Source organism: Subdoligranulum sp. DSM 23681 (assembly GCF_057005535.1).
The window spans coordinates 931,477-950,405 of the sequence record NZ_CM168050.1 but is presented as its reverse complement, the minus strand read 5'-3'; the positions used below and the strand labels follow the sequence as shown (position 1 = coordinate 950,405).

General features: G+C 55.9%; 19 protein-coding genes. 11 read left to right on the top strand and 8 right to left on the bottom strand.

Annotated elements, in window-relative coordinates; all coding sequences use genetic code 11:
* The first annotated feature begins 298 nt into the window (after positions 1-298).
* The 7 genes from AC127K_RS04515 (at position 299) to AC127K_RS04485 (ending at position 8,054) form a co-directional block, all read left to right on the top strand.
* A complete protein-coding gene (locus AC127K_RS04515; RefSeq protein ID WP_483721742.1) occupies positions 299-1,024 on the top strand; it encodes a sigma-70 family RNA polymerase sigma factor in 726 nt (241 codons plus the stop codon).
* Positions 1,021-2,055 carry an anti-sigma-I factor RsgI family protein gene (locus AC127K_RS04510; protein ID WP_483721741.1) on the top strand — a complete coding sequence of 345 codons (1,035 nt, stop codon included), beginning with the start codon at positions 1,021-1,023 and terminating at the stop codon, positions 2,053-2,055. The genes AC127K_RS04515 and AC127K_RS04510 overlap by 4 nt, the downstream gene beginning before the upstream one ends.
* A 115-nt stretch (positions 2,056-2,170) precedes the next feature.
* Entirely contained in the window at positions 2,171-3,370 is a 1,200-nt protein-coding gene (locus tag AC127K_RS04505) for a PepSY domain-containing protein (protein WP_483721740.1), read from the top strand.
* Positions 3,360-4,058, top strand: a complete 699-nt coding sequence (locus AC127K_RS04500; RefSeq protein ID WP_483721739.1) for a polyphosphate polymerase domain-containing protein — start codon at positions 3,360-3,362, stop codon at positions 4,056-4,058. Before AC127K_RS04505 ends, AC127K_RS04500 begins: the two co-directional genes overlap by 11 nt.
* 24 nt (positions 4,059-4,082) lie before the next feature.
* The gene (locus AC127K_RS04495; protein ID WP_204648585.1) at positions 4,083-4,754 is read left to right on the top strand and encodes a DUF4956 domain-containing protein; all 672 of its coding nucleotides are present in this window, start codon (positions 4,083-4,085) and stop codon (positions 4,752-4,754) included.
* A gap of 4 nt (positions 4,755-4,758) precedes the next feature.
* Positions 4,759-6,207, top strand: coding sequence for a CotH kinase family protein (locus tag AC127K_RS04490; protein WP_483721738.1), 1,449 nt, complete (start codon positions 4,759-4,761; stop codon positions 6,205-6,207).
* A gap of 719 nt (positions 6,208-6,926) precedes the next feature.
* Positions 6,927-8,054, top strand: a complete 1,128-nt coding sequence (locus AC127K_RS04485) for a 3D domain-containing protein (RefSeq protein ID WP_483721737.1) — start codon at positions 6,927-6,929, stop codon at positions 8,052-8,054.
* A 105-nt stretch (positions 8,055-8,159) separates the two neighbouring features.
* Here AC127K_RS04485 and dapF read toward each other — a convergent pair whose 3' ends face one another.
* Positions 8,160-9,014, bottom strand: coding sequence for a diaminopimelate epimerase (dapF, locus tag AC127K_RS04480; protein WP_294542411.1), 855 nt, complete (start codon positions 9,012-9,014; stop codon positions 8,160-8,162).
* A 179-nt stretch (positions 9,015-9,193) separates the two neighbouring features.
* Here dapF and acpP point away from each other — a divergent pair, with 179 nt between their 5' ends.
* The 3 genes from acpP (at position 9,194) to AC127K_RS04465 (ending at position 12,071) form a co-directional block, all read left to right on the top strand.
* A complete protein-coding gene (gene acpP, locus AC127K_RS04475) occupies positions 9,194-9,430 on the top strand; it encodes an acyl carrier protein (RefSeq protein WP_294542409.1) in 237 nt (78 codons plus the stop codon).
* A 36-nt stretch (positions 9,431-9,466) separates the two neighbouring features.
* The gene (gene proS / locus AC127K_RS04470) at positions 9,467-10,906 is read left to right on the top strand and encodes a proline--tRNA ligase (RefSeq protein WP_483721736.1); all 1,440 of its coding nucleotides are present in this window, start codon (positions 9,467-9,469) and stop codon (positions 10,904-10,906) included.
* Between the two features lie 97 nt (positions 10,907-11,003).
* The gene (locus AC127K_RS04465) at positions 11,004-12,071 is read left to right on the top strand and encodes a hypothetical protein (protein WP_294542407.1); all 1,068 of its coding nucleotides are present in this window, start codon (positions 11,004-11,006) and stop codon (positions 12,069-12,071) included.
* 59 nt (positions 12,072-12,130) lie between these two features.
* Here AC127K_RS04465 and AC127K_RS04460 read toward each other — a convergent pair whose 3' ends face one another.
* From AC127K_RS04460 to AC127K_RS04450, 3 genes are read right to left on the bottom strand one after another with little or no spacing between them, the layout of a single operon-like run.
* The gene (locus AC127K_RS04460; RefSeq protein WP_483721735.1) at positions 12,131-12,682 is read right to left on the bottom strand and encodes an N-acetyltransferase family protein; all 552 of its coding nucleotides are present in this window, start codon (positions 12,680-12,682) and stop codon (positions 12,131-12,133) included.
* Between the two features lie 17 nt (positions 12,683-12,699).
* Complete coding sequence (locus AC127K_RS04455) at positions 12,700-14,139, bottom strand: HAMP domain-containing sensor histidine kinase (protein ID WP_483721734.1); 1,440 nt, start codon at positions 14,137-14,139, stop codon at positions 12,700-12,702.
* Position 14,140: 1 nt separating this feature from the next.
* A complete protein-coding gene (locus tag AC127K_RS04450; RefSeq protein ID WP_294542404.1) occupies positions 14,141-14,830 on the bottom strand; it encodes a response regulator transcription factor in 690 nt (229 codons plus the stop codon).
* 193 nt (positions 14,831-15,023) lie between these two features.
* On the opposite strand from AC127K_RS04450, the gene AC127K_RS04445 reads away from it, so the two are divergent.
* The gene (locus AC127K_RS04445) at positions 15,024-15,404 is read left to right on the top strand and encodes a PH domain-containing protein (protein ID WP_294542403.1); all 381 of its coding nucleotides are present in this window, start codon (positions 15,024-15,026) and stop codon (positions 15,402-15,404) included.
* A gap of 427 nt (positions 15,405-15,831) precedes the next feature.
* Here AC127K_RS04445 and AC127K_RS04440 read toward each other — a convergent pair whose 3' ends face one another.
* The 4 genes from AC127K_RS04440 to AC127K_RS04425 form a co-directional block, all read right to left on the bottom strand.
* Complete coding sequence (locus AC127K_RS04440; protein ID WP_483721732.1) at positions 15,832-16,263, bottom strand: hypothetical protein; 432 nt, start codon at positions 16,261-16,263, stop codon at positions 15,832-15,834.
* Between the two features lie 13 nt (positions 16,264-16,276).
* Positions 16,277-17,479, bottom strand: coding sequence for a recombinase family protein (locus AC127K_RS04435; RefSeq protein ID WP_483721731.1), 1,203 nt, complete (start codon positions 17,477-17,479; stop codon positions 16,277-16,279).
* A gap of 212 nt (positions 17,480-17,691) precedes the next feature.
* Complete coding sequence (locus AC127K_RS04430; RefSeq protein WP_483721730.1) at positions 17,692-18,132, bottom strand: hypothetical protein; 441 nt, start codon at positions 18,130-18,132, stop codon at positions 17,692-17,694.
* 6 nt (positions 18,133-18,138) lie between these two features.
* Positions 18,139-18,924 carry a hypothetical protein gene (locus AC127K_RS04425; RefSeq protein WP_483721729.1) on the bottom strand — a complete coding sequence of 262 codons (786 nt, stop codon included), beginning with the start codon at positions 18,922-18,924 and terminating at the stop codon, positions 18,139-18,141.
* Between the last annotated feature and the right edge of the window lie 5 nt (positions 18,925-18,929).

The following is an 18,929-nucleotide window of genomic DNA, read 5'->3' as shown; positions in this document are numbered from 1 at the left end:
GGTACAACAATTCAGTATAATTATATCTTGATTCGTGTTTGGCATCTATCATGAGTAGGTTAAGCCTGCGTAAAATTATGGAATATGAAAGCGAAAACGTGCGGGAATGAAGAAGCGCCGCCTTCTTCCGTCGTTCGATTTACATCGATTTTACACAAATTTAACCCGTTTATGGTCGCACCTTAATACCGATAGAGGTATCATTACATAATGGGATTTTATACATATAAGTTTTTGGTTTCGACCCCGGTTTTTTCAAAATGGGGACGTATTCTATATACAGGAGGGATTCTGCTGCATGAACGATGCACATAAAATCGTAGAACAGGTCTATGCGGCCAAAGAAGATGTCCGGGCGGCGGATGACCTGATCCGCGCATACCTGCCCTTTATCAAAGCGGAAACGGCAAAGTTCTTAAAGCGTCCTCCCATGGAGGGGCAGGACGATGAGCTGAGCATCGCCATGATGGCCTTTCACGAGGCAATCGGCGGGTATTCCCGCACCAGGGGTTCCTTCCTGAAATATGCGGCCATGCTGATCCGAAGCCGCCTGGTTGATTACAGCCGCAGGGAACAGCGTCACAGCCGCGTCCTATCGCTGGATGCACCGATAGGAGAAGAGGACACAACTCTGGGAGAGACTCTGGCGGACGACAGGGAGCCCCACGAAGAAACAGCGTTGCGGGACGCGACTCGCGCAGAGATTGAGGAACTGACGCGGCAGATGAAGGAATTCGGCGTCAGCCTCAGCGATGTGGCGGACAACTGCCCTAAGCAGCAACGGACGCTGGACGCCTGCCGGAAAGCCCTGCAGTATGCCAGGGAGAACCCAGAGCTGTTGGATGACCTTTTAAAGACAAAACGCCTGCCCATCGGGCAGCTGACAGCCGGCAGCGGCGTGGAGCGCAAAACGCTGGAACGGCACCGCAAATATATGGTGGCCCTGCTTCTGATTTATACCAACGGGTATGAAATCATACGCGGGCATTTGAAACAGGTGATGAAAGGAGTGGCAGTGCGATGAGCTATCTGGTTATGGAATGCCACCCCGGCTATGTGGTTCTTCTGGATGAAGAGGGGCGCTTTTTGAAAGCGGCCAATCTGCGATACGAAACCGGGCAGACGGTGTATGATCCGGTGCTGATGAAGGAGACGCCGGAAAGGCAGCGGCATACCGTCCGGTGGATCAGCAGCGGCGTTGCGGCAATCGCCGCCTGCTTCCTGCTGTTCTTTGGCATCGGCTATTACCAGAATTATCTACAGCCCTATTCATCCATATATCTGACCATCAACCCGGAAGTACAGATGGAGCTGAACCGGCAAGGTACGGTTGTAGGGCTGACGGGGACGAATGAAGACGGGAAAACGTTGCTGGAGGGCTATGACGGAAAAGGAAAAGACAAGGTAACGGTTGCCGATGAGCTGATCGACCGCGCCATTGAAATGGGCTTCCTATCGGAAGGCGGCCGGGTTTCCTTCTCTATTGATTCCCCGGACGAAGTCCTGTTCCAGGAATATGGGACAGAGCTGCGCACCAAAGTAACAGAGTATTTGGACGGACGGATTACCATTACAATAGAAATTACGAACCATCAAGACGGACAGGGACAGGAAAGCCCGGAAAACAGCTCATCTTCGACCCCCTCTCAGCCGAGTTCTTCTCAGCCGGAATCCACACTGCCATCTTCGTCCGAGCCGTCCCGGCCGGCGGTTACCCCTCCGACGTCTTCCAACGCCACCGATTATGATGATACCGATTACGGCCCGGATAACGACGGCGTCACCGACTATACGCCGCCGGCCAGCAGTTCGCCGGCGTATACGGATACCGACTACGGACCTGGAAATGACGGCGACACGGGTTATATACCGCCTTCTTCCACCAGTATGCCGCCTGTGGATACGGACTATGGTCCCGGCAGCGATGGGGTCACGGATTATACGGACGGAGACACCGATTATGATCCGGATAACAACGATGACGACAGCGGCTATGACGACGATGATTCGGATGATGATTCAGACGATGACAACGATCCGGACGATGACGACTGAATTTTTCAAAAAAATTTTCCAGTTTACCCCGGTTTTGAAAACCCGTTTCCGTAATCTATGAGTGTAAGGCAGAACAAAAGCCAAAAACAAACGGAAACCGAAAGGAGCAAGTAATATGAAACTGAGAAGAAAACTTTTTGCAGCGGTCTCTTCCCTGGCTGTCGCCTCGGCAGTCCTTCTGACCGGATGCGGGGCACCGGCGCAGGAGGGAACGGCACTGAAGGAAACCGGTGTTCTGACCTTGAGCGTCAATCCGGAAATCCAAATCGAATACAACAGGGACGGCAAAGTCACCGCCCTGACCGGCCGGAACGATGATGGCAAGGGCATTGTGGAGGCCTATCCGGATTATATCGGAAAAGACTGCGAGGCCGTCCTGCGGGATCTGATTGTTGAGATCAATGAGGCGGGGTACTTTGTGGATGACATTGACGGCAACAAAAAGAACATCGTCCTGCAGCTGGAGCCGGGCTCGGTACTTCCCAGCGACGATTTTCTGGCGGATATGAGCGCCAGCACGCAGGAAGCGGTCAAGGGATTGGAGATTTCCTCCGGCATCGTGACCATTGACGACGATGACTATGATCCCGCCTATGCCAAAGACGGCAAGCCGTCCCCCTACATCACGCTGGAAAAGGCGCAGGAAATTGCGCTTGCCCAGGCGAATGTCAATGCAGCGGACGCGGTATTTGACGATAAGGAATTCGACCACGATGACGGAACCCCGATTTTTGAGCTGGAGTTCATGGCGAACGGGAACGAGTACGAGTATGACATCCACGCGGTCACCGGCAAGGTTGTCAAGGCGGAACATAAGACTGCCGGCACGCAGGGCGGAACCCCGGCCACCGGCAGCGGTTCCACCAATTACAACGATACCGACTACGGCCCGAATAATGACGGCGTGACCGATTACAATGACACCGACTACGGTCCCAACAACGATGGCGTCACCGACTACAACGACACGGACTACGGTCCCAACAACGACGGCGTCACCGACTACAATGATACCGACTACGGTCCGAACAACGACGGCGTGACCGACTACAATGATACCGACTACGGTCCGAACAACGACGGCGTGACCGACTACAACGATACCGACTACGGCCCGAATAATGACGGCGTCACCGATTACAATGATACGGACTATGGCCCGAATAATGACGGTGTCACTGATTACAACGATACCAACTATGATGATCACGGCAATACCAATTACGGCGATACCAATTACGACGACGGCGGCAGCGATTACGACCGGGAAGCCGACGATGATTGGGACGATGGGGATTCCGGTTATGACGACTAAGCCGGAAAACGAGCTCCCCTTGCGGCATGAGCTGAAGCACCGGATCAACCTGCGGGAAGATCTGGTGCTTTCCCAAAGGCTCAAAAAGCTGTTTGCCCACGATAAAAACGCCGGACCGGGGGGTACATACCGGGTCACCAGCCTGTACTTTGAGACACCCTATGACAGCGCCCTGCGGGAGAAAATCAACGGGGTCAACCGGAGGGAAAAATTCCGGCTGCGGTATTACGGGATGGACACCTCTTTCATCCGGCTGGAAAAGAAGTACAAAATAAACGGCCTGTGCGGCAAGCGCAGCGCCCAGATGACGCAGGAACAGGTAAAGGAGTTGCTTTCGGGCAGCTCCGAATTCCTGCTGGATTCGGATGAACCGCTCTTCATCGAGCTTTACAGCAAAATCAAAGGGAAAGGTCTGTGGCCGAAGGCCATCGTCCGTTACGACCGGGAGGCTTTTCTCTATGCGCCCGGCAATGTGCGTATCACGTTAGATCGGGATATCCGCACCGGGCTTGGAAATGTGGACTTCCTGAATCCGGCGATTTTCTACATGCGCACAATGGAGCCTGGCACGGTACTGGAAGTCAAATACGATGCGTTTTTGCCGGAGCTTGTCCGCATGGCGGTGCAGGTACCCGGAAGGCAGGCTGCGGCCTGCTCCAAATACGCCCTGAGCCGGCGGTTCGATTAAAACCATCTGAGGAGGAAGGGCCTTATGACCTTTCAGGATATTTTCAAATCCAGCTTTCTGGAGAATATCGCCAGCATCTCCATACTGGACATGGTGATTGCCATGGTATTGGCCTTTCTGCTGGGATTGTTTATCTTTTTCATCTATAAAAAGAGCTACAGCGGCGTGATGTATTCGGCCAGCTTCGGCGTGACGCTGATTGCTCTGTCGCTTATTACCACCCTGCTGATTATGACGGTGGTGAGCAACATCGTGCTGTCTCTGGGCATGGTGGGCGCTCTGTCCATCGTCCGGTTCCGCACCGCCATCAAGGAACCCATGGATATCGCTTTCCTGTTCTGGGCCATTGCGGTAGGCATCGTGCTGGCCGCCGGCCTGATTCCGCTGGCGGTATTCGGCAGCATCTTCATCGGGGTGGTGCTGGTTGCTTTCTCCAAAAAGAAGACGGTGGATTCCCCCTATATCCTGGTGGTGCACTGTGAAAACAGCGGGATTGAGGAACAGGCACGGATTTTTGTGAAGTCCCAGGTCAGGCGGCTGAATCTCAAGAGCAAGAGCGTGGACAACGGCTGTGTGGAACTCAACTATGAGGTTCGTTTGAAAGAGGACAGCAGCGCCTTTGTCAACGAGCTGGAGGCCATGCCGGGCGTGTCCCGGGTGGTGCTGGTTTCCTACAACGGCGACTACATGGGATAACGCAATGGTAAAGTATAAGTATATCGACTGGATTTGCATCGGCGCGGCGGTTTTGGCAATCCTCCTCACTCTGCTGCTGATGTTCGGCGAACAGCTGGGGCTTCCCAAAGCCAGCGCCAACCCGGGATATGTGACACGGTTATTTGACGACAGCCGGGTGCACGTCATTGATATCCAAATTGCGGACTGGGGCGTTTTTATTGAGGACGCCGAACAAGAAGAATATGTGGCCTGCACCGTCGAAATCGACGGAGAAGCGTTTCATAATATCGGGCTGCGGGCAAAGGGCAACAATTCCCTGCGGCTGACGGAGGAATACGGGCTTTCCCGCTACAGCCTCAAGCTGGAATTCGACCAGTTCCTGGACGGCGGGAATTATTATGGGCTGGACAAATTTTCCCTGGACGCTTCCTTTCAGGACAACAGCTACCTGAAAACCTACATGGTCTACGATATGATGGCGTTCATGGGGGTGCCTGCGCCCCTTTGCAGCTATGTCTGGGTGACGGTCAACGGAGAGGACTGGGGCTTGTTCCTGGCGGTAGAGGAGCCGGAGGAAGCCTTTGCCCGCCGGAATTTCGGGAATGATCACGGGAAACTGTACAAGCCGGATTACCGTTCCCTGAATGCGGAAAACGCCGATGTGGCGTTGCGATATATCGACGATAACCCGGACAGCTATCCCGGCATCTTTGAAAACGCCAAATTCAAGGTATCGGAAGCCGATCAGAAGCGGATGATCGAAGCGCTGAAAACCCTGTCCACCGGTGAAAAACTGGAAACCGCCGTCAATGTGGACGAGGTGCTGCGGTATTTCACCGTGCAGGTTTTTGTGATGAACTGGGACAGCTATCTGGGCCATACCGTGCATAATTACTTTTTGTATGAGGAAAACGGAATCCTCAGCATCCTGCCCTGGGATTATAACCTGGCCTTCGGCACCTATGCCCTGGGGATGACTGATCCTGTCAAAGATCCCAACATTCTTATTAACTATCCCATAAACACCCCGGCGGAAGGTGAGGTTATGCTGAACCGGCCGCTTTACCACAACCTGATGAAGCACGACGAGTACTTTGCCCGCTATCACGCCTATTTCGACAAGCTCCTTTCGGAATACTTTGAAAGCGGTCGGTTTGCAGTCACCCTCCGACAAACGGCAAAGCAGATTGCTCCTTATGTTCAAAAAGATCCCACCGCCTTTTGTTCCTATGAAGACCACCAGCTGGCGGTGGATACGTTGGAAGAGGTCTGTCTGCTGCGGGCTGAGAGTATACGCGGGCAACTGGACGGTGAAATCCCCGCCACCATCCGGGGCCAGCAGGAAAACCCGGATGCCAAGGTTGACGCTTCAGTAGTTAAATTGACCGATTTGGGAGATTTTGAAGATTTAGAGTCGGCAAAAGAGAGGCAAGATGCGGCTTTGAGGAACATAACAGGAAAAAGCACTTAGAACCGGAGCGTTCTAAGTGCTTTTTACAATGAAAGAGACTCGTTTTATTTTTCACGCGATTCATAGCATTCTGATAAACAAAATATATCCTTGACAAATCTCGTCTCAGAAAGAAATGGCATTCGTACATAACAGAAAAACCTTGCCTCTTCACACTCCCTCCACAGCCCTGAGCTGCCGTGGATAAGAAGCAGAAAAGAAGCAAGGCGCCTTGTAGATTTTGGCTGAAGTTATGAAAACTTTTGCCTGAATGATTGTAAAATGCACGGCTCTGTGTTATTATTGCCTCCGGAAAACGCTTAAACCGAAGCAACCAGAACACATTTTCCGCACCGGAAACAGTTCAGCAAGCGCTGATTGTATCTTCTGCCTTTTCAAAGCCGCCGACCCGCCTGGGCCGGCGGCTTTTTTGTCGCTTTTGCTGCGGAAGCAAACCAAAAATTGCCCGAAAAGGCTGTCGAAGTCTGTGCAAAAGCCCGATAATAGGTGAAAAAACTGGTATTTGTATGGACAAGCGCCCCAAAGTGAAGTATAATAATCCGGAACAGCTGCCGGGTACGCCGTATCCGGCGGACACTGTAGCGGCACTTTTCCGCGGCATCTGACTCTGCAATGGGTGCCGGCCCCCGCGGCCGGCCTTTTCTTATGCGCCGGAAAAGTCGTAAACATCCGGCATCATTCCTGAAATGGATGCCGAAGCCTGAAAGACAGGAGCTGCCATGTTATCAGTCAAAACCCGTGAACATATCCGCCGCCGCATGGAGATCACCGGCCCGCACCTGGCGGTGCTGCTGTGCGGAGCGGTCTCTTTGGGCGTATCCCTGGCCGTTGTCAGCGACAGCCTGCGCATTGTGGAAATCAGCGATACCCATGGCCAGAGCGGCGTCATCGTCACCTGTGCCACCGATGTGAACACCCTGGTGGACCAGGCCGGACTGACTGCTCCCGGCAGTGAGGACGAGCTGGAGATTGTGGAGAGCAACGGCCGGGACCGCATCCATGTGCTGCGGGCCTTTACGGTGCCCGTCACCGCCGACGGCGCCACCACCGACCTGGTGGCAACCGATGAGACGGTGGGGGAACTGCTCTCCGAAGCCGGCATTGCGGTGGGGGAGCACGACATTGTGGAACCCGCCCTGGATGAGGAACTGGAGCGGGGGGACAGCGTGACCCTGCAGCGGGTGGAGTACGTGGAGTACACCACCGAGGAGGCCGTCCCCGCCGAGACCGAATACCGCCAGACCAGCCTGTTCTACCGCAATCAGGACAAGGAAACGGTGCTGGAAGAGGGCCAGGACGGCCTGGACCAGGTGACCTGGCGGGAGATCTGGGTGAACGGCGAGTGCACCGAAACGGTGGAGATCGGCCGCCAGACGCTGACCGAAATGCAGCCCACCGTCATCAAGTGCTACGGCGAAGGGGTGCCGGTGTCCATCTTCCACGGCCCCGAGGTGGTGGACGGTGTGCCCACGGAGGGCGTTTCTGCGGTGTATACCGGCAAACGCTCCACCGGATACTCGGCCTCCCTGACTTCCAAGGGGGCTTCCGGCCAGCGGCTGACCTACGGCACCGTGGCCGTGGACCCCTCGGTGATCCCCTACGGGACCCTTCTGTACATTACTTCGGATGACGGCCGGTTCGTGTACGGCTATGCCTATGCGGCGGATACCGGCACCGCCATGATGGCCGGCCACGCCTTTGTGGACCTGTACTATGAATCCTACGACGAGGCGGTGACCAGTGCGGTCATCCCGGTGACGGTGTACGTCATTGACGACGAGACCGCGGCTGCCTACAAGGAGGAAAACGACGCCATCCGGGAAGCGGATCTGGCGGAGCACCACTGAAGCGCTTTTCTGTCCCTATATAAATTAAGGTGCGGCCCCGTCCGGTGTGAACCGGGCACGAAGCCGCACCTTCTGTTTTTGTCTGCATCCGGAAAGGGGAGTGCCTCAGACCTCCACCCGGCCCACAAAAGCGGTCTCGGCGGGGCCTGCCATCTGCACCGCGTCGTCGGCATCGATGGTGATGGACAAAGTGCCGCCCAGCAGCTCCACCTGCACCGCCTCGCCCCGGGGACATACCCCCCGCAGGACCATGGCGGCCACGGTGGCACAGGCGCCGGTACCGCAGGCCAGGGTCTCGCCGCTGCCCCGCTCCCACACCCGCATGACCAGGTGGTGGGGGTCCCGCACATACACGAATTCGGTGTTGGTGCCTTCGGGGAAGGCGGGGTGCTTCTCAAAGGACGGCCCGATCTCCGCCAGTGCCGCGCCGGTGGGCAGGGTGTCCAAATCCGGCCACTCCACGATGCAGTGGGGATTGCCCATGCTCACACAGGCCACGTCCCAGCTCTTTCCGGCGGCCACCAGATCGGCATGGACCAGCGGTCCGGCCCCCAGGCCCACGGCGGGCAGGGCGTCCGGGCTGGCGTCAAACCGGCCCATGTCCGCCTGCCACATGCCATCCCCCAGACGGCGCAGGGTCTTGCGGCCGGCCATCAGGGTATCGATCTCGATCACATCCTTGGCCATGCCGTGCTCATACAGGTACTGCGCCACACAGCGCACCCCGTTGCCGCACATGCGTCCCTCGCTGCCGTCGGCGTTGAACATCCGCATGGTGGCGTCGCCTCCGGCCAGTACCGGCGGGCAGATGCAGATGATGCCGTCCGCTCCGATGGAGAAATGCCGGCGGGACAGTTTGCGGCTCCAGTCCGCGATCTGTTCCGGCAGGCCGGTCTCCCGGCAGTCCAGATAGATGTAGTCATTGCCGCAGCCGTGCATTTTGGTAAAATCCAGTTGCATAAAAGGCCCTCCTGTGTAATCTCTCTCTCTATCATATCGCGTTTGGAGCTGCCGTACAACCACCGGGCCAAAAAAACTGCCGCGGCGCTTGACAACCCGCATGGGATACGATATAAAATTACATGAAGACTTGCATTCTGCCCGCAGCGTGGGCAACCATAGATGAAGGAGAGTTTATAATGGAATCCGAAGTTTTTGAACGCATCCGTGAGTATCTGGCTGACCAGCTGGATGTGGAGCCTGAGAAGATCACCCCCGAGAGCGATATCGTGGAAGATTTTGGGGCCGACAGCCTGGATGTCATCGACATGATCACCACCCTGTCCGACGAGTTCGGCGTGGAGATCCCCGACGAGGAGATCGAGAACTTCCACACCGTGGGCGATGTGGTCAGCTATGTGGAGGAACGTCTGTAATCTCCCGGAAAATTGTAGAAAGTGTGAGGAAAAGCAATGGCAAACGATAAGAAAAAGATGGTCGAAGCCATCACCGCGCAGGAAGTGGATTTTGCGCAGTGGTATACCGACATCTGCACGAAGGCCGAACTGGTCGAATATTCCAGCGTGAAAGGGTTTGTGGTGCTGCGCCCCTATGGCTACGCCATCTGGGAGAACATCCAGAAAAACCTGGACAGCCGCTTCAAGGCCACCGGCCACGAGAACGTTGCCATGCCTATGCTGATCCCCGAAAGCCTGCTGAAGAAGGAGGGCGAGCTGGTCAACGGCTTTGCCCCCGAAGTGGCCTGGGTCACTGCCGGCGGCAGCGAACCCCTGGAAGAGCGGCTGGCCGTGCGTCCCACCAGTGAGACCATGTTCAGCGACCACTTTGCCCATGTGCTGCAGAGCTACCGTGACCTGCCCATGCTGTACAACCAGTGGTGCAGCGTGGTCCGCTGGGAAAAGTCCACCCGTCCTTTCCTGCGCACCCGCGAATTCTGGTGGCAGGAAGGCCACACCATCCATGAGACCGCCGCGGAGGCCGAGGCCGAGACCGAGCAGCAGCTGAACTGCTACGCCGATTTCTGCGAGAACGACCTGTGCATCCCGGTAATCAAGGGCCGCAAGACCGACAAGGAAAAGTTTGCCGGCGCCGAAGCCACCTACACCATCGAAGCCATGATGAAGGACGGCAAGGCGCTGCAGAGCGGCACCAGCCATTACTTTGGCGACAAGTTCTCCCGCGCCTATGACGTGACCTTCACCGGCCGGGACAACACCCTGCAGTATCCCTTCCAGACGTCCTGGGGCGCTTCCAGCCGCCTCATCGGCGCCATCATCATGACCCACGGCGATGACGACGGCCTGATCCTGCCCCCGGCCATCGCCCCGGTGCAGGTGGTCATCGTTCCGGTGGCCGCCCACAAGGCTGGTGTCACCGAGAAGGCCCGGGAACTGGCCGCGTCCATCGGCAAGTACGCCCGCGTGAAGCTGGATGATTCCGACAAGGCTCCCGGCTGGAAGTTTGCCCAGTGGGAGATGAAGGGCGTGCCCCTGCGCCTGGAAGTGGGTCCCCGTGACATCGAGCAGGGCCAGTGCGTGCTGGTCCGCCGGGACACCCGCGAGAAGCAGTTCGTCAAGTTCGAGGACTTGGAGACCGCCATTCCGGCCGCTCTCCAGGCACTGGCCAAGGACCTGTACGACCGTGCCCTGAAGAACCGGGAAGCCCGTACCGTCAGCGCCACCACCATGGAAGAGGTCAAGGCCAAGGTGGCCGAAAAGACCGGCTTTGTCAAGACCATGTGGTGCGGCGATCTGGCCTGCGAGGAAGCCATGAAGGAGCAGGCGGGGTTGTCCAGCCGCTGCATGCCCTTCGCCCAGGAGCATCTGTCCGATGTCTGCCCGGTCTGCGGCAAGCCTGCCAAGACCATGGTCGTCTGGGGCATTGCGTATTAAGTTCGCTTTCTGGCAGCGCCCGCAGGGGCGCTGCTTTTTGGTTACGGGGACTTTTTTGCCTTCCGTCCGCTGATTTTTCCGGAAAGGTCGTTGCCGCATGTTTCTGCTTGTGACACTGGGGGTATACGCCGTGGGGCTGGTGCTCACCGCCGTGGGCAGCCGGCTGGCGGGCCGCTGCGCCACCTGGTGCTGCGCCTTGTGCGGGCTGCCCATGTGGGTGGTGTCCGGCACGGTGGCGTCTCTCAGCGTGGCTTTGCCCCAGCTGGTGCTGGCCTTTCTGGCGTCGGGGCTGTCCATCACCTCCATGGCGGTGGGGGTGGCCCTGGCGGGGGCCGTTACCGACCTGGGGCTGGTGCTGGCCCTGTGCCTGCTGCGCCGGTCGGTCACGGTGGACCGGGGGGAGTTCTGCCGCAAATGCGGCATCCTGCTGGCCGCCTGTCTGGTGCTGGAACTCTTTGCCGGGGACGGCGTGCTCACCCACACGGGGGCGGGGCTGCTCATGGCCCTGTTCGTCCTGTTTGTGCTGGAAAGCATCCTCTACCAGTACCGTCTGGCCTATGACGAGGACCTGCAGCCCATCGGGGTGGGGCCCCGCCGCCTGCCCCGCAGCGCCGCTGTGCCCGCCATGCAGACCATGGCCTTTCCGGCCATGAGCCTGACCAACAGCATGAAGAATCTGGCCGGCATGCTCTTTGGGGCCGCGCTGCTCACGGTGGGGGCCTGGGCGCTGCTGTACAGCGCTACGGTGTTTGCCAATCTCACCGGTACCATCCAGGCGCTGTGGGCGGCCACCCTCATCTCCTTCGGGTTCAGCCTGCCCCTGCTGGCCGAAGTTTTGCACCATCCCTTCGGTTCGGTGTGGAAAAAATTTGCGGTGCGCTGCCGGGTGCATCCCCCGGCCGCCCTGCCCATGCAGATGCTGAACAGCGCCATCCTCAGCCTGACCTTTGTGCTGCCCGTGTGCAGCCTGACCTATCGCCAGCACCTGCCGGTGGGCGCCCAGTTCCGCCGGTACGACATGCCGGCCTGTCTGGCTCTGGGCCTGATCCTGCTGCTGCCCGCCCTGCTGAAAAAGCGGCTCTACCGCTGGCAGGGAGCCCTCTGCTTTGCCATCTATCTCATCTATGTGGCAGCGGTGCTGCTGGCTCCGCTGGCCGGCGCCTGAACCGTTCCAGACAAAAACCGCCCCGGGAACCTTGCGGCTCCCGGGGCGGTTTGTTATTGTTACAGGGATTTCTGCATCCAGTAGGCATCGGCATAACGGCCGTCGGCGTATTTCATGTTGTGGGGCAGGGTGCCGCAGCGCACAAAGCCCAGCCGCTCATACAGAGCCACGGCGGGCCGGTTTTCGGCCATGACCGTCAGTTCCGCCTGCTCATATCCGGCAGCTTTTGCCTGCGCCAGCAGGGCGGTCATCATGGCGGTGCCGATGCCCTTGCCGCAGAACTTCTGATACAGGGCAATGGAAACTTCGCACCGGTGGGCCACCCGCCGCCGGAAAGGCCCCACCGATGCCAGAGCGCAGCTGCCCGCCAGCTCGCCCTTATAAAAGCCCAGCAGCATCAGATCCCGGGGGGAATCCAGCCGCCCCTGCAGAAACTGCTGTTCCTGGCCGAGAGAAAAGCTGCTTTCCCCCGGTTCCCGCAAAAGGTAGGGCGTTTCGGCGGTGGTACCTTCCAGATAGGCCAGCACCGCTTCGGCGTCCTGGGGGCCGGCGCTGCGCAGGGTCAGGGAACTGCCGTCCCGCAGAGGGACTGTCTGTTCAGCAAAAACCATGAGGCTGTACCTCCTTTTTATTCGGTGTGGCCTACGGGCAGGGTGAAGGTGAACCGGCACCATTTGCCCTGCTCGCTCTCGGCCTTGATCTGGCCGCCGGACAGGTTGATGAGCACCTTGCAGATGTGTAGGCCCAGGCCGCTGCCCCGGGTGTTCAGGCCCCGGGAGCGGTCCTCCTTGTAGAAACGCTCAAACACAAAAGGCAAAGCTTCGGGAGAGATACCTTCGCCGGTGTTCTCCACCGCCACCACCACCATGCCGCCGTCCCGTTTTACCGAGAACCGGATGATGCCCTGGGGCGGGGTGAACTTGATGGCGTTGTCCACCAGATTGTACACCACCTGATGGATCAGATCCGGGTCGGCGTAGACCGGTTCCCTGGCCGGTTCCAGCCCCTGGATGTCGATCTGCCCGTCCTCGATGCGCTTCTCGTCGGACAGCACCACGTCGGTGATGGTGTCCCAGATGTTGCAGTTGCGGGCCTGGAATTTGTATTCCCCGGATTCCAGCTTGGTGATGTCCAGCATGTTCTGCACCAGACGGGCCAGCCGTCCGGTCTCCTGGGAGACGATGCCCAGATAATGCTTGTACTCTTCCTGGGGGATGGTGCCGTCCAGCATGCCGTCGATGAAGCCCTTGATGCTGGTCATGGGGGTGCGCAGCTCGTGGGCGATGTTGCCCATGAACTGGCCCCGGGCGTTGTCAATGGTCTGCAGGCGGGCCGCCATGTTGTTGAAGGTGGTGGCAAAGTCGGCCAGCTCCTCACACCCGTCCACCGGGGCCCGGGCGGTGAAGTCCCCGCTGCCCAGCTGTCGGGCGGCCTCCCCGATCTGCTCGATGGGGGCGCTGATCTTGCGGGCAAACAGGATGGAGATGGCGCTGGCAAAGATCAGGATGCCCACCGCCGACATGAGGAAAATGCTCAGAAGATCGCTCACATACTGGTGCAGGGCGTCCATGGAGGTGGCCACAAACAGATAGGCGTTGGTGGTGGGGCCTTCGATCAGCCGTCCGGCGGTGTAGTATTTGGTGCTGAACACCCCGTCCAGGGTATCCTCGCTGTAATAGTCCACCCCGCTGTTCAGCAGGTCCAGCACCTCGGCGGGCACGCTGGCTCCGGTCAGGTCGGCGGCCTCGGTGTGCAGGATGACCTTGCCGGTGGGGTCGGTGATGAAGATGACCGCGTCGGCGGAGGTATGGAAGAGCTCAAATCCGCTCTCAATGTTCTCCTTTAGTGCCTCGTCGGTGATGGGCCGGGTCACGTCGCTGCCCTGGTCGGCAAACCGCTGGCTCAGGGCGGTGGCGCCGTCCAGCACGCTGGTCAAAGCGCTCATCCGCTCGTTGGAAAAGTAGGCGATGGACAAAGCACTCTGGATGCCGCACATCAGAGCCAGACTCAGCAGCAGGACCAGGGCAATGCTGGTGAACAGCTCGCGGCTGATGGTTTTGCGATGCACTTTACTCTTTCACCTCGAACTTGTACCCCACGCCCCAGACGGTCTTCAGGCACCACTGGTCGGAAGCGCCCTCCAGCTTTTCCCGCAGACGCTTCACATGTACGTCGATGGTGCGGGAATCGCCGTAATACTCAAAGCCCCAGACTTCGTCCAGCAGCTGGTCACGGGTGTACACCCGGTTGGGGTGTCCGGCCAGACAGGCCAGCAGTTCCAGTTCCTTGGGCGGGGCGTCCACCACCTTGCCCTTGACCTTCAGCTCGTAGCGGTTCATGTCCAGGTGCAGGTTGTCAAAGCTGTACACGCCCTTGTCCTCCTCGTTGGACACGGCGCACCGGCGCAGCACCGCCTTGATGCGGGCGGTGACCTCCTTGGTCTCAAAGGGCTTGACGATGTAGTCGTCGGCGCCCAGTTCCAGGCCCAGCACCTTGTCGTAGGTCTCGCCCTTGGCGGTGAGCATGATGATGGGGGTCTTGTGGTTCTGGCGGATGCGGCGGCAGACTTCCCAGCCGTCCATATCCGGCATCATCACGTCCAGTAGCACCATGTCCGGGTGCAGCTTGTCAAATTCCTGCAGAGCGGTCTTGCCGTCGTAGGCCAGCGTCACCGCAAAGCCTTCCTTGACCAGATACAGCCGCAGCAGTTCACAGATATTTTTGTCGTCGTCCACGACGAGAATTTTTTCGTTCGCCATTCCGGAATTTCCCTCCAATAGATGGTATTTCTCTTATTATACGGGGCAAATGTTGAAAAATAAAGAAGAAACCGTACATTTTCCCTTTTTTGGGCAAAGAAACAGGCAAAGATTTTTCCCGCTCTTCCCCGGCGGCCCCGCATATGGTATACTGAAGAAAAATCCCACCCTCTGCAGGAAAGGAGTGCTGCCCATGGCCGGTTCGTATGTATGGGAAGACCGCAAGCGCATCATCTTCGGTCTGCCCTTCACCTTCACCACCTATCACCTCACCAAGGAAAAGCTGCTCATCCGCAGCGGCATCCTCAACACAAAGGAGGAGGAGATCCGCCTGTACCGCATCATGGATGTGACCCTGAACCGCTCTTTGTGGGAGCGCCTGTTCGGGCTGGGCACCATCCACTGCTGCTCGGCGGACAAATCCACCCCGGAATTCGACATCCGCTGGATCCCGCACTCTGCCGATGTGAAGGAGACCCTCTCCAACATGATCGAGGAGGAGCGTCAGGCCAAGCGGGTGAGCAGCCGGGAATTCATGACCGACGAGGGCGACGGGGACGACGACATGATGTGAAGCCCCTTTATCAGCACACAGAAGCGGCAGGGAACAGACCCTGCCGCTTTTTGCTGCCTGCCGCCCCTTGCCTGTTGGCCCCGGGATGTGTATAATAAACACTGGTATAAAATGCAGCAGTACGCCAAAGGAGCGAATCGTAATATGAAACTCGGTATCGGCGTTCACACGCCGGATTCCATATCTCCATACTACTCCACAAACGCCGCTGAAGCCTGATATAGCGCGGTTTTACGCAAAACCAACCAAATTATAACTTCATATTTCTCTATGCAGTCCCACGCGGAAATGGCGTAAAAATGGCGTAGAGAAATCGGCTAATTTGCAGATGGAAAAGAGCACTACTACTTTGAGAAAGCACAAGATGAGCACGGCCTATACAAACGGGCCGTGCTCATCTTTTTTATACGGTCAAACGGTTCCGTGTTTACTTGTCATCGCTATTGGCGGGATTCGGGCGGAAATCCTCCTGAACGCCTTCATTCAAATCGAAACACATGGTTTTCGCGTCCGCAATCCAGAAACCGCGAACGCGGTACCGCTTGCCCGGAACCCAGTCCTCGCCCGTGGCGGCGCGGAGCGGTTCCAGCAAATTCTTGCTGGAAATCGTCACAACGCCCTTCTGTTCGCCCCTCGGCTTGGAGAACTTAAAGCCCTTCGGCTCGTTGCTCTTGCACATACGGATTGCAAACACCTTTGCCTTGGCATCCAGCAGGCACAGCACATAGGCGGGATAACCCAGATCCTCCAGCACCTTCTTGCTGAAGGTGACACCGCTCTGGTTGAGGTACATATCCGGGTAAGCGTTGATGTTGGAGTCAATCGTTTCAAAATTCAGAGAAGAAAAATCAAAATTCATTGTAAAAATCCTTTCATTTCGTGTTATCCTGTGTGTCATCGACAATTTTCATAAATTCCTGCCGTTCAGCAGGAGACCACCGGGAATCAAGAATCAAATACCCTTTGAACAGGCCATCTTTGACGCGGTGAGCGACAAATCGATTGCTCAGGAAACGCAGTTTCGCCTTATGGGGTGAAGTGTGCCGCTCAGACAGCAGCTTTTGCACTTTCAGCCAGTCCTCTTTTTTGATAATTGCTGTATGGTGATTTTCCTTGAAGTACATATTCAGGTCTGTATTTTTCACAGACTTGTGGGTGCGGAAATCCTTGGTATAGGTTTTCTGCATCAAGGCATCACCACAGTATTTTTCGTTTCGGAGGATGCTGCGGACGGTACCGGCAGACCAGCTGTCGTTGCCCATAGGGGATTTAATCCTCTGTTCGGTCAGTGCAGCCGCAATCTCTGACAGCGTTCCCCCTTCCAAATAGCTCTCGTAGATATACTCAACAATCCTCGCCTCAGTCGGTTCAATGACCAACCGGCCAAAGTGGTCGCGGTAGAAGCCCAGCGTATTCTGTACAGAGAATTTGTAAATTCCCTCGGCCATTCGCCAACGAATCCCCGCTTTGATGGCCTCGCTTTTTTGCTGGGATTCCATTTCGGCAAGTGCGGACAGAAGTACGATCAGCAGATTGTTTTTTCCATCGCCCGTGTAGGTGATGTGCTCCGTCTCAAATTCCACCGAAACAGGAGGGTTCAGAGCAGAAAGAACATTCAGGTTATCCAGTATATCCACAATATTCCGGCCAAAACGGCTGATGCTCTTGGTAAGGATCAGATCAATTTTCCCGTCTACTGCATCGGCAATCATTTTTTGAAAGCCAAGGCGCTTTTTGACGGTTGTAGCACTGATGCCCTCGTCCTGATAGATTTCCACCAGTTCCCAATCAGGATTGCCTTCAATCCGCTGGGTAAAATGCCGGACCTGCATATCAAAACTGCCAACCTGTTCTTCTTCCTGTGTGCTGACGCGGCAGTACGCCGCAACACGCAGCTTGGGGCGCTCTTGCTGCACTTCCTGCAACTTCTTGGGCGGAATCACAATAACGCCGTTGCTGCGCTGATTTTCCGCAATCTCGTCCTGCATGAGCTTCCGCCGCTGCTCCCTGCGCTCGGCACGGCTGCTATACTGACGGGCCGATTCTATCTTCTTCGGATCAAGCGGCTTCGCCATATCCTGCCTCCATCAAGTTTACAGCCTTTTTCCAGTGCTGCATGGGTATGCCACCTCCTTTGCGCGAATTTGTCTTTTCACCTGTATCGCCTCCCTGTACGTTTATTTATGACAAGCCCACCGGGACGAATCTCGGTAGGGTAGTCACCATAAGAAAAAGGCAGCAGAAACGCTCCTGCTGCCTCAAAATATCGCAATATTCAGTATAAGGGTTATTTCACTGACTTCCCAAGCGAATTCACCAGAAAAACGAGGATGAGCCAAAGAAGAAAGATGTTTGACGAAAAGAGCCCGTATGATAAAGAACTGCCAACTTTTAAGAAAATAGGAGGAAATATAATGTTAGATGGAATCAGGAATAGACAGCTTGTTAGAATTAGCAGAATACATGAAAACCCTGCACATCTGAAATAGTCAGCTAAAACGCCCAACAATGTCTTGCTTGGTAGTTCTCTGTCGGTCGTACTTTTCAAATCTTTTGAATATTGGCTTCCCAACAAAGCAGAGACTGCTGCAATATATACCCCCATTGCAATTGAAGCTACTGTAACGGCAATTTCTGCTATTGGAGTAAAATCCCAATCAAACATAAACGCCATAGCCGTTGTTGCCATTACACAAATTGAAAGTTGGCGCTTATGGCGTTTATACATAAGCCATCACCTCAATTTCTGCAATAGAAGTTCTCTGACTTCACATGGATCAAAATGCTCATTTTCGTCTTTAGTTGGCTGAACCGTGATATGTTTTAGCAAAGAAGAAAAGTCAAAAGTTTGCTCTACGCCCGCATCATCGCAGCCGATTATGATAACATCTTCAAACTCGCATCTATGGCGGCTAAAAATATCTACAAGTTGTCTCCCGCCGCCATGTACTGGAATATCATTATACGCCATTTTGAGTTGAATTTTGCTTGGCAAATCTTGCCCCCATATATTTCCAACCCGCGCAAATAAATCGCTACTTCTTCCAAACAGGTTATCAACTTGCGTGTATTTGAAGCCACGAATTGTTTTTATCCGATTGCAAAAATCGTCTACAGAACTGTACACATTGTTTATCTGGAATTCTTTTTGAAGGGTATCACTCAAATACTGCGAAAGGAACGAGCGGCGATTTAGATCATTCAAATACAGAAAATGCTCGGAACAATCATAACAAGCAAAAAATTGTTGCTTAGGCTCAATCTGCGCTTTGGAGCGGGGGTTGGGCTCTTTTTCACCCGTTTCTCTGTTGATTACATAATCCCGAAATTTAACAGCATCGTCATAATCACAGGACATCCAGAAAAAGCGATCATCAATGATCTCCATCTCAATGGAATACAGGTATTTCTGGTGTTCTGGTCTGTATGTACGAAGTCCTTTTTCTATAACCGACTTAAAATCGTCTATAGATGCTTCGCGTATTCCATCAACACGCAAAAGGAAGTTGCAAAATTTCAAAACTA

Coding starts and splice junctions, on each gene's coding strand:
- AC127K_RS04515 (WP_483721742.1), top strand. CDS start 299: ATGAACGATGCACATAAAATCGTAGAACAGGTCTATGCGGCCAAAGAA.
- AC127K_RS04510 (WP_483721741.1), top strand. CDS start 1,021: ATGAGCTATCTGGTTATGGAATGCCACCCCGGCTATGTGGTTCTTCTG.
- AC127K_RS04505 (WP_483721740.1), top strand. CDS start 2,171: ATGAAACTGAGAAGAAAACTTTTTGCAGCGGTCTCTTCCCTGGCTGTC.
- AC127K_RS04500 (WP_483721739.1), top strand. CDS start 3,360: ATGACGACTAAGCCGGAAAACGAGCTCCCCTTGCGGCATGAGCTGAAG.
- AC127K_RS04495 (WP_204648585.1), top strand. CDS start 4,083: ATGACCTTTCAGGATATTTTCAAATCCAGCTTTCTGGAGAATATCGCC.
- AC127K_RS04490 (WP_483721738.1), top strand. CDS start 4,759: ATGGTAAAGTATAAGTATATCGACTGGATTTGCATCGGCGCGGCGGTT.
- AC127K_RS04485 (WP_483721737.1), top strand. CDS start 6,927: ATGTTATCAGTCAAAACCCGTGAACATATCCGCCGCCGCATGGAGATC.
- dapF (WP_294542411.1), bottom strand. CDS start 9,014: ATGCAACTGGATTTTACCAAAATGCACGGCTGCGGCAATGACTACATC.
- acpP (WP_294542409.1), top strand. CDS start 9,194: ATGGAATCCGAAGTTTTTGAACGCATCCGTGAGTATCTGGCTGACCAG.
- proS (WP_483721736.1), top strand. CDS start 9,467: ATGGCAAACGATAAGAAAAAGATGGTCGAAGCCATCACCGCGCAGGAA.
- AC127K_RS04465 (WP_294542407.1), top strand. CDS start 11,004: ATGTTTCTGCTTGTGACACTGGGGGTATACGCCGTGGGGCTGGTGCTC.
- AC127K_RS04460 (WP_483721735.1), bottom strand. CDS start 12,682: ATGGTTTTTGCTGAACAGACAGTCCCTCTGCGGGACGGCAGTTCCCTG.
- AC127K_RS04450 (WP_294542404.1), bottom strand. CDS start 14,830: ATGGCGAACGAAAAAATTCTCGTCGTGGACGACGACAAAAATATCTGT.
- AC127K_RS04445 (WP_294542403.1), top strand. CDS start 15,024: ATGGCCGGTTCGTATGTATGGGAAGACCGCAAGCGCATCATCTTCGGT.
- AC127K_RS04440 (WP_483721732.1), bottom strand. CDS start 16,263: ATGAATTTTGATTTTTCTTCTCTGAATTTTGAAACGATTGACTCCAAC.
- AC127K_RS04435 (WP_483721731.1), bottom strand. CDS start 17,479: ATGGCGAAGCCGCTTGATCCGAAGAAGATAGAATCGGCCCGTCAGTAT.
- AC127K_RS04430 (WP_483721730.1), bottom strand. CDS start 18,132: ATGTATAAACGCCATAAGCGCCAACTTTCAATTTGTGTAATGGCAACA.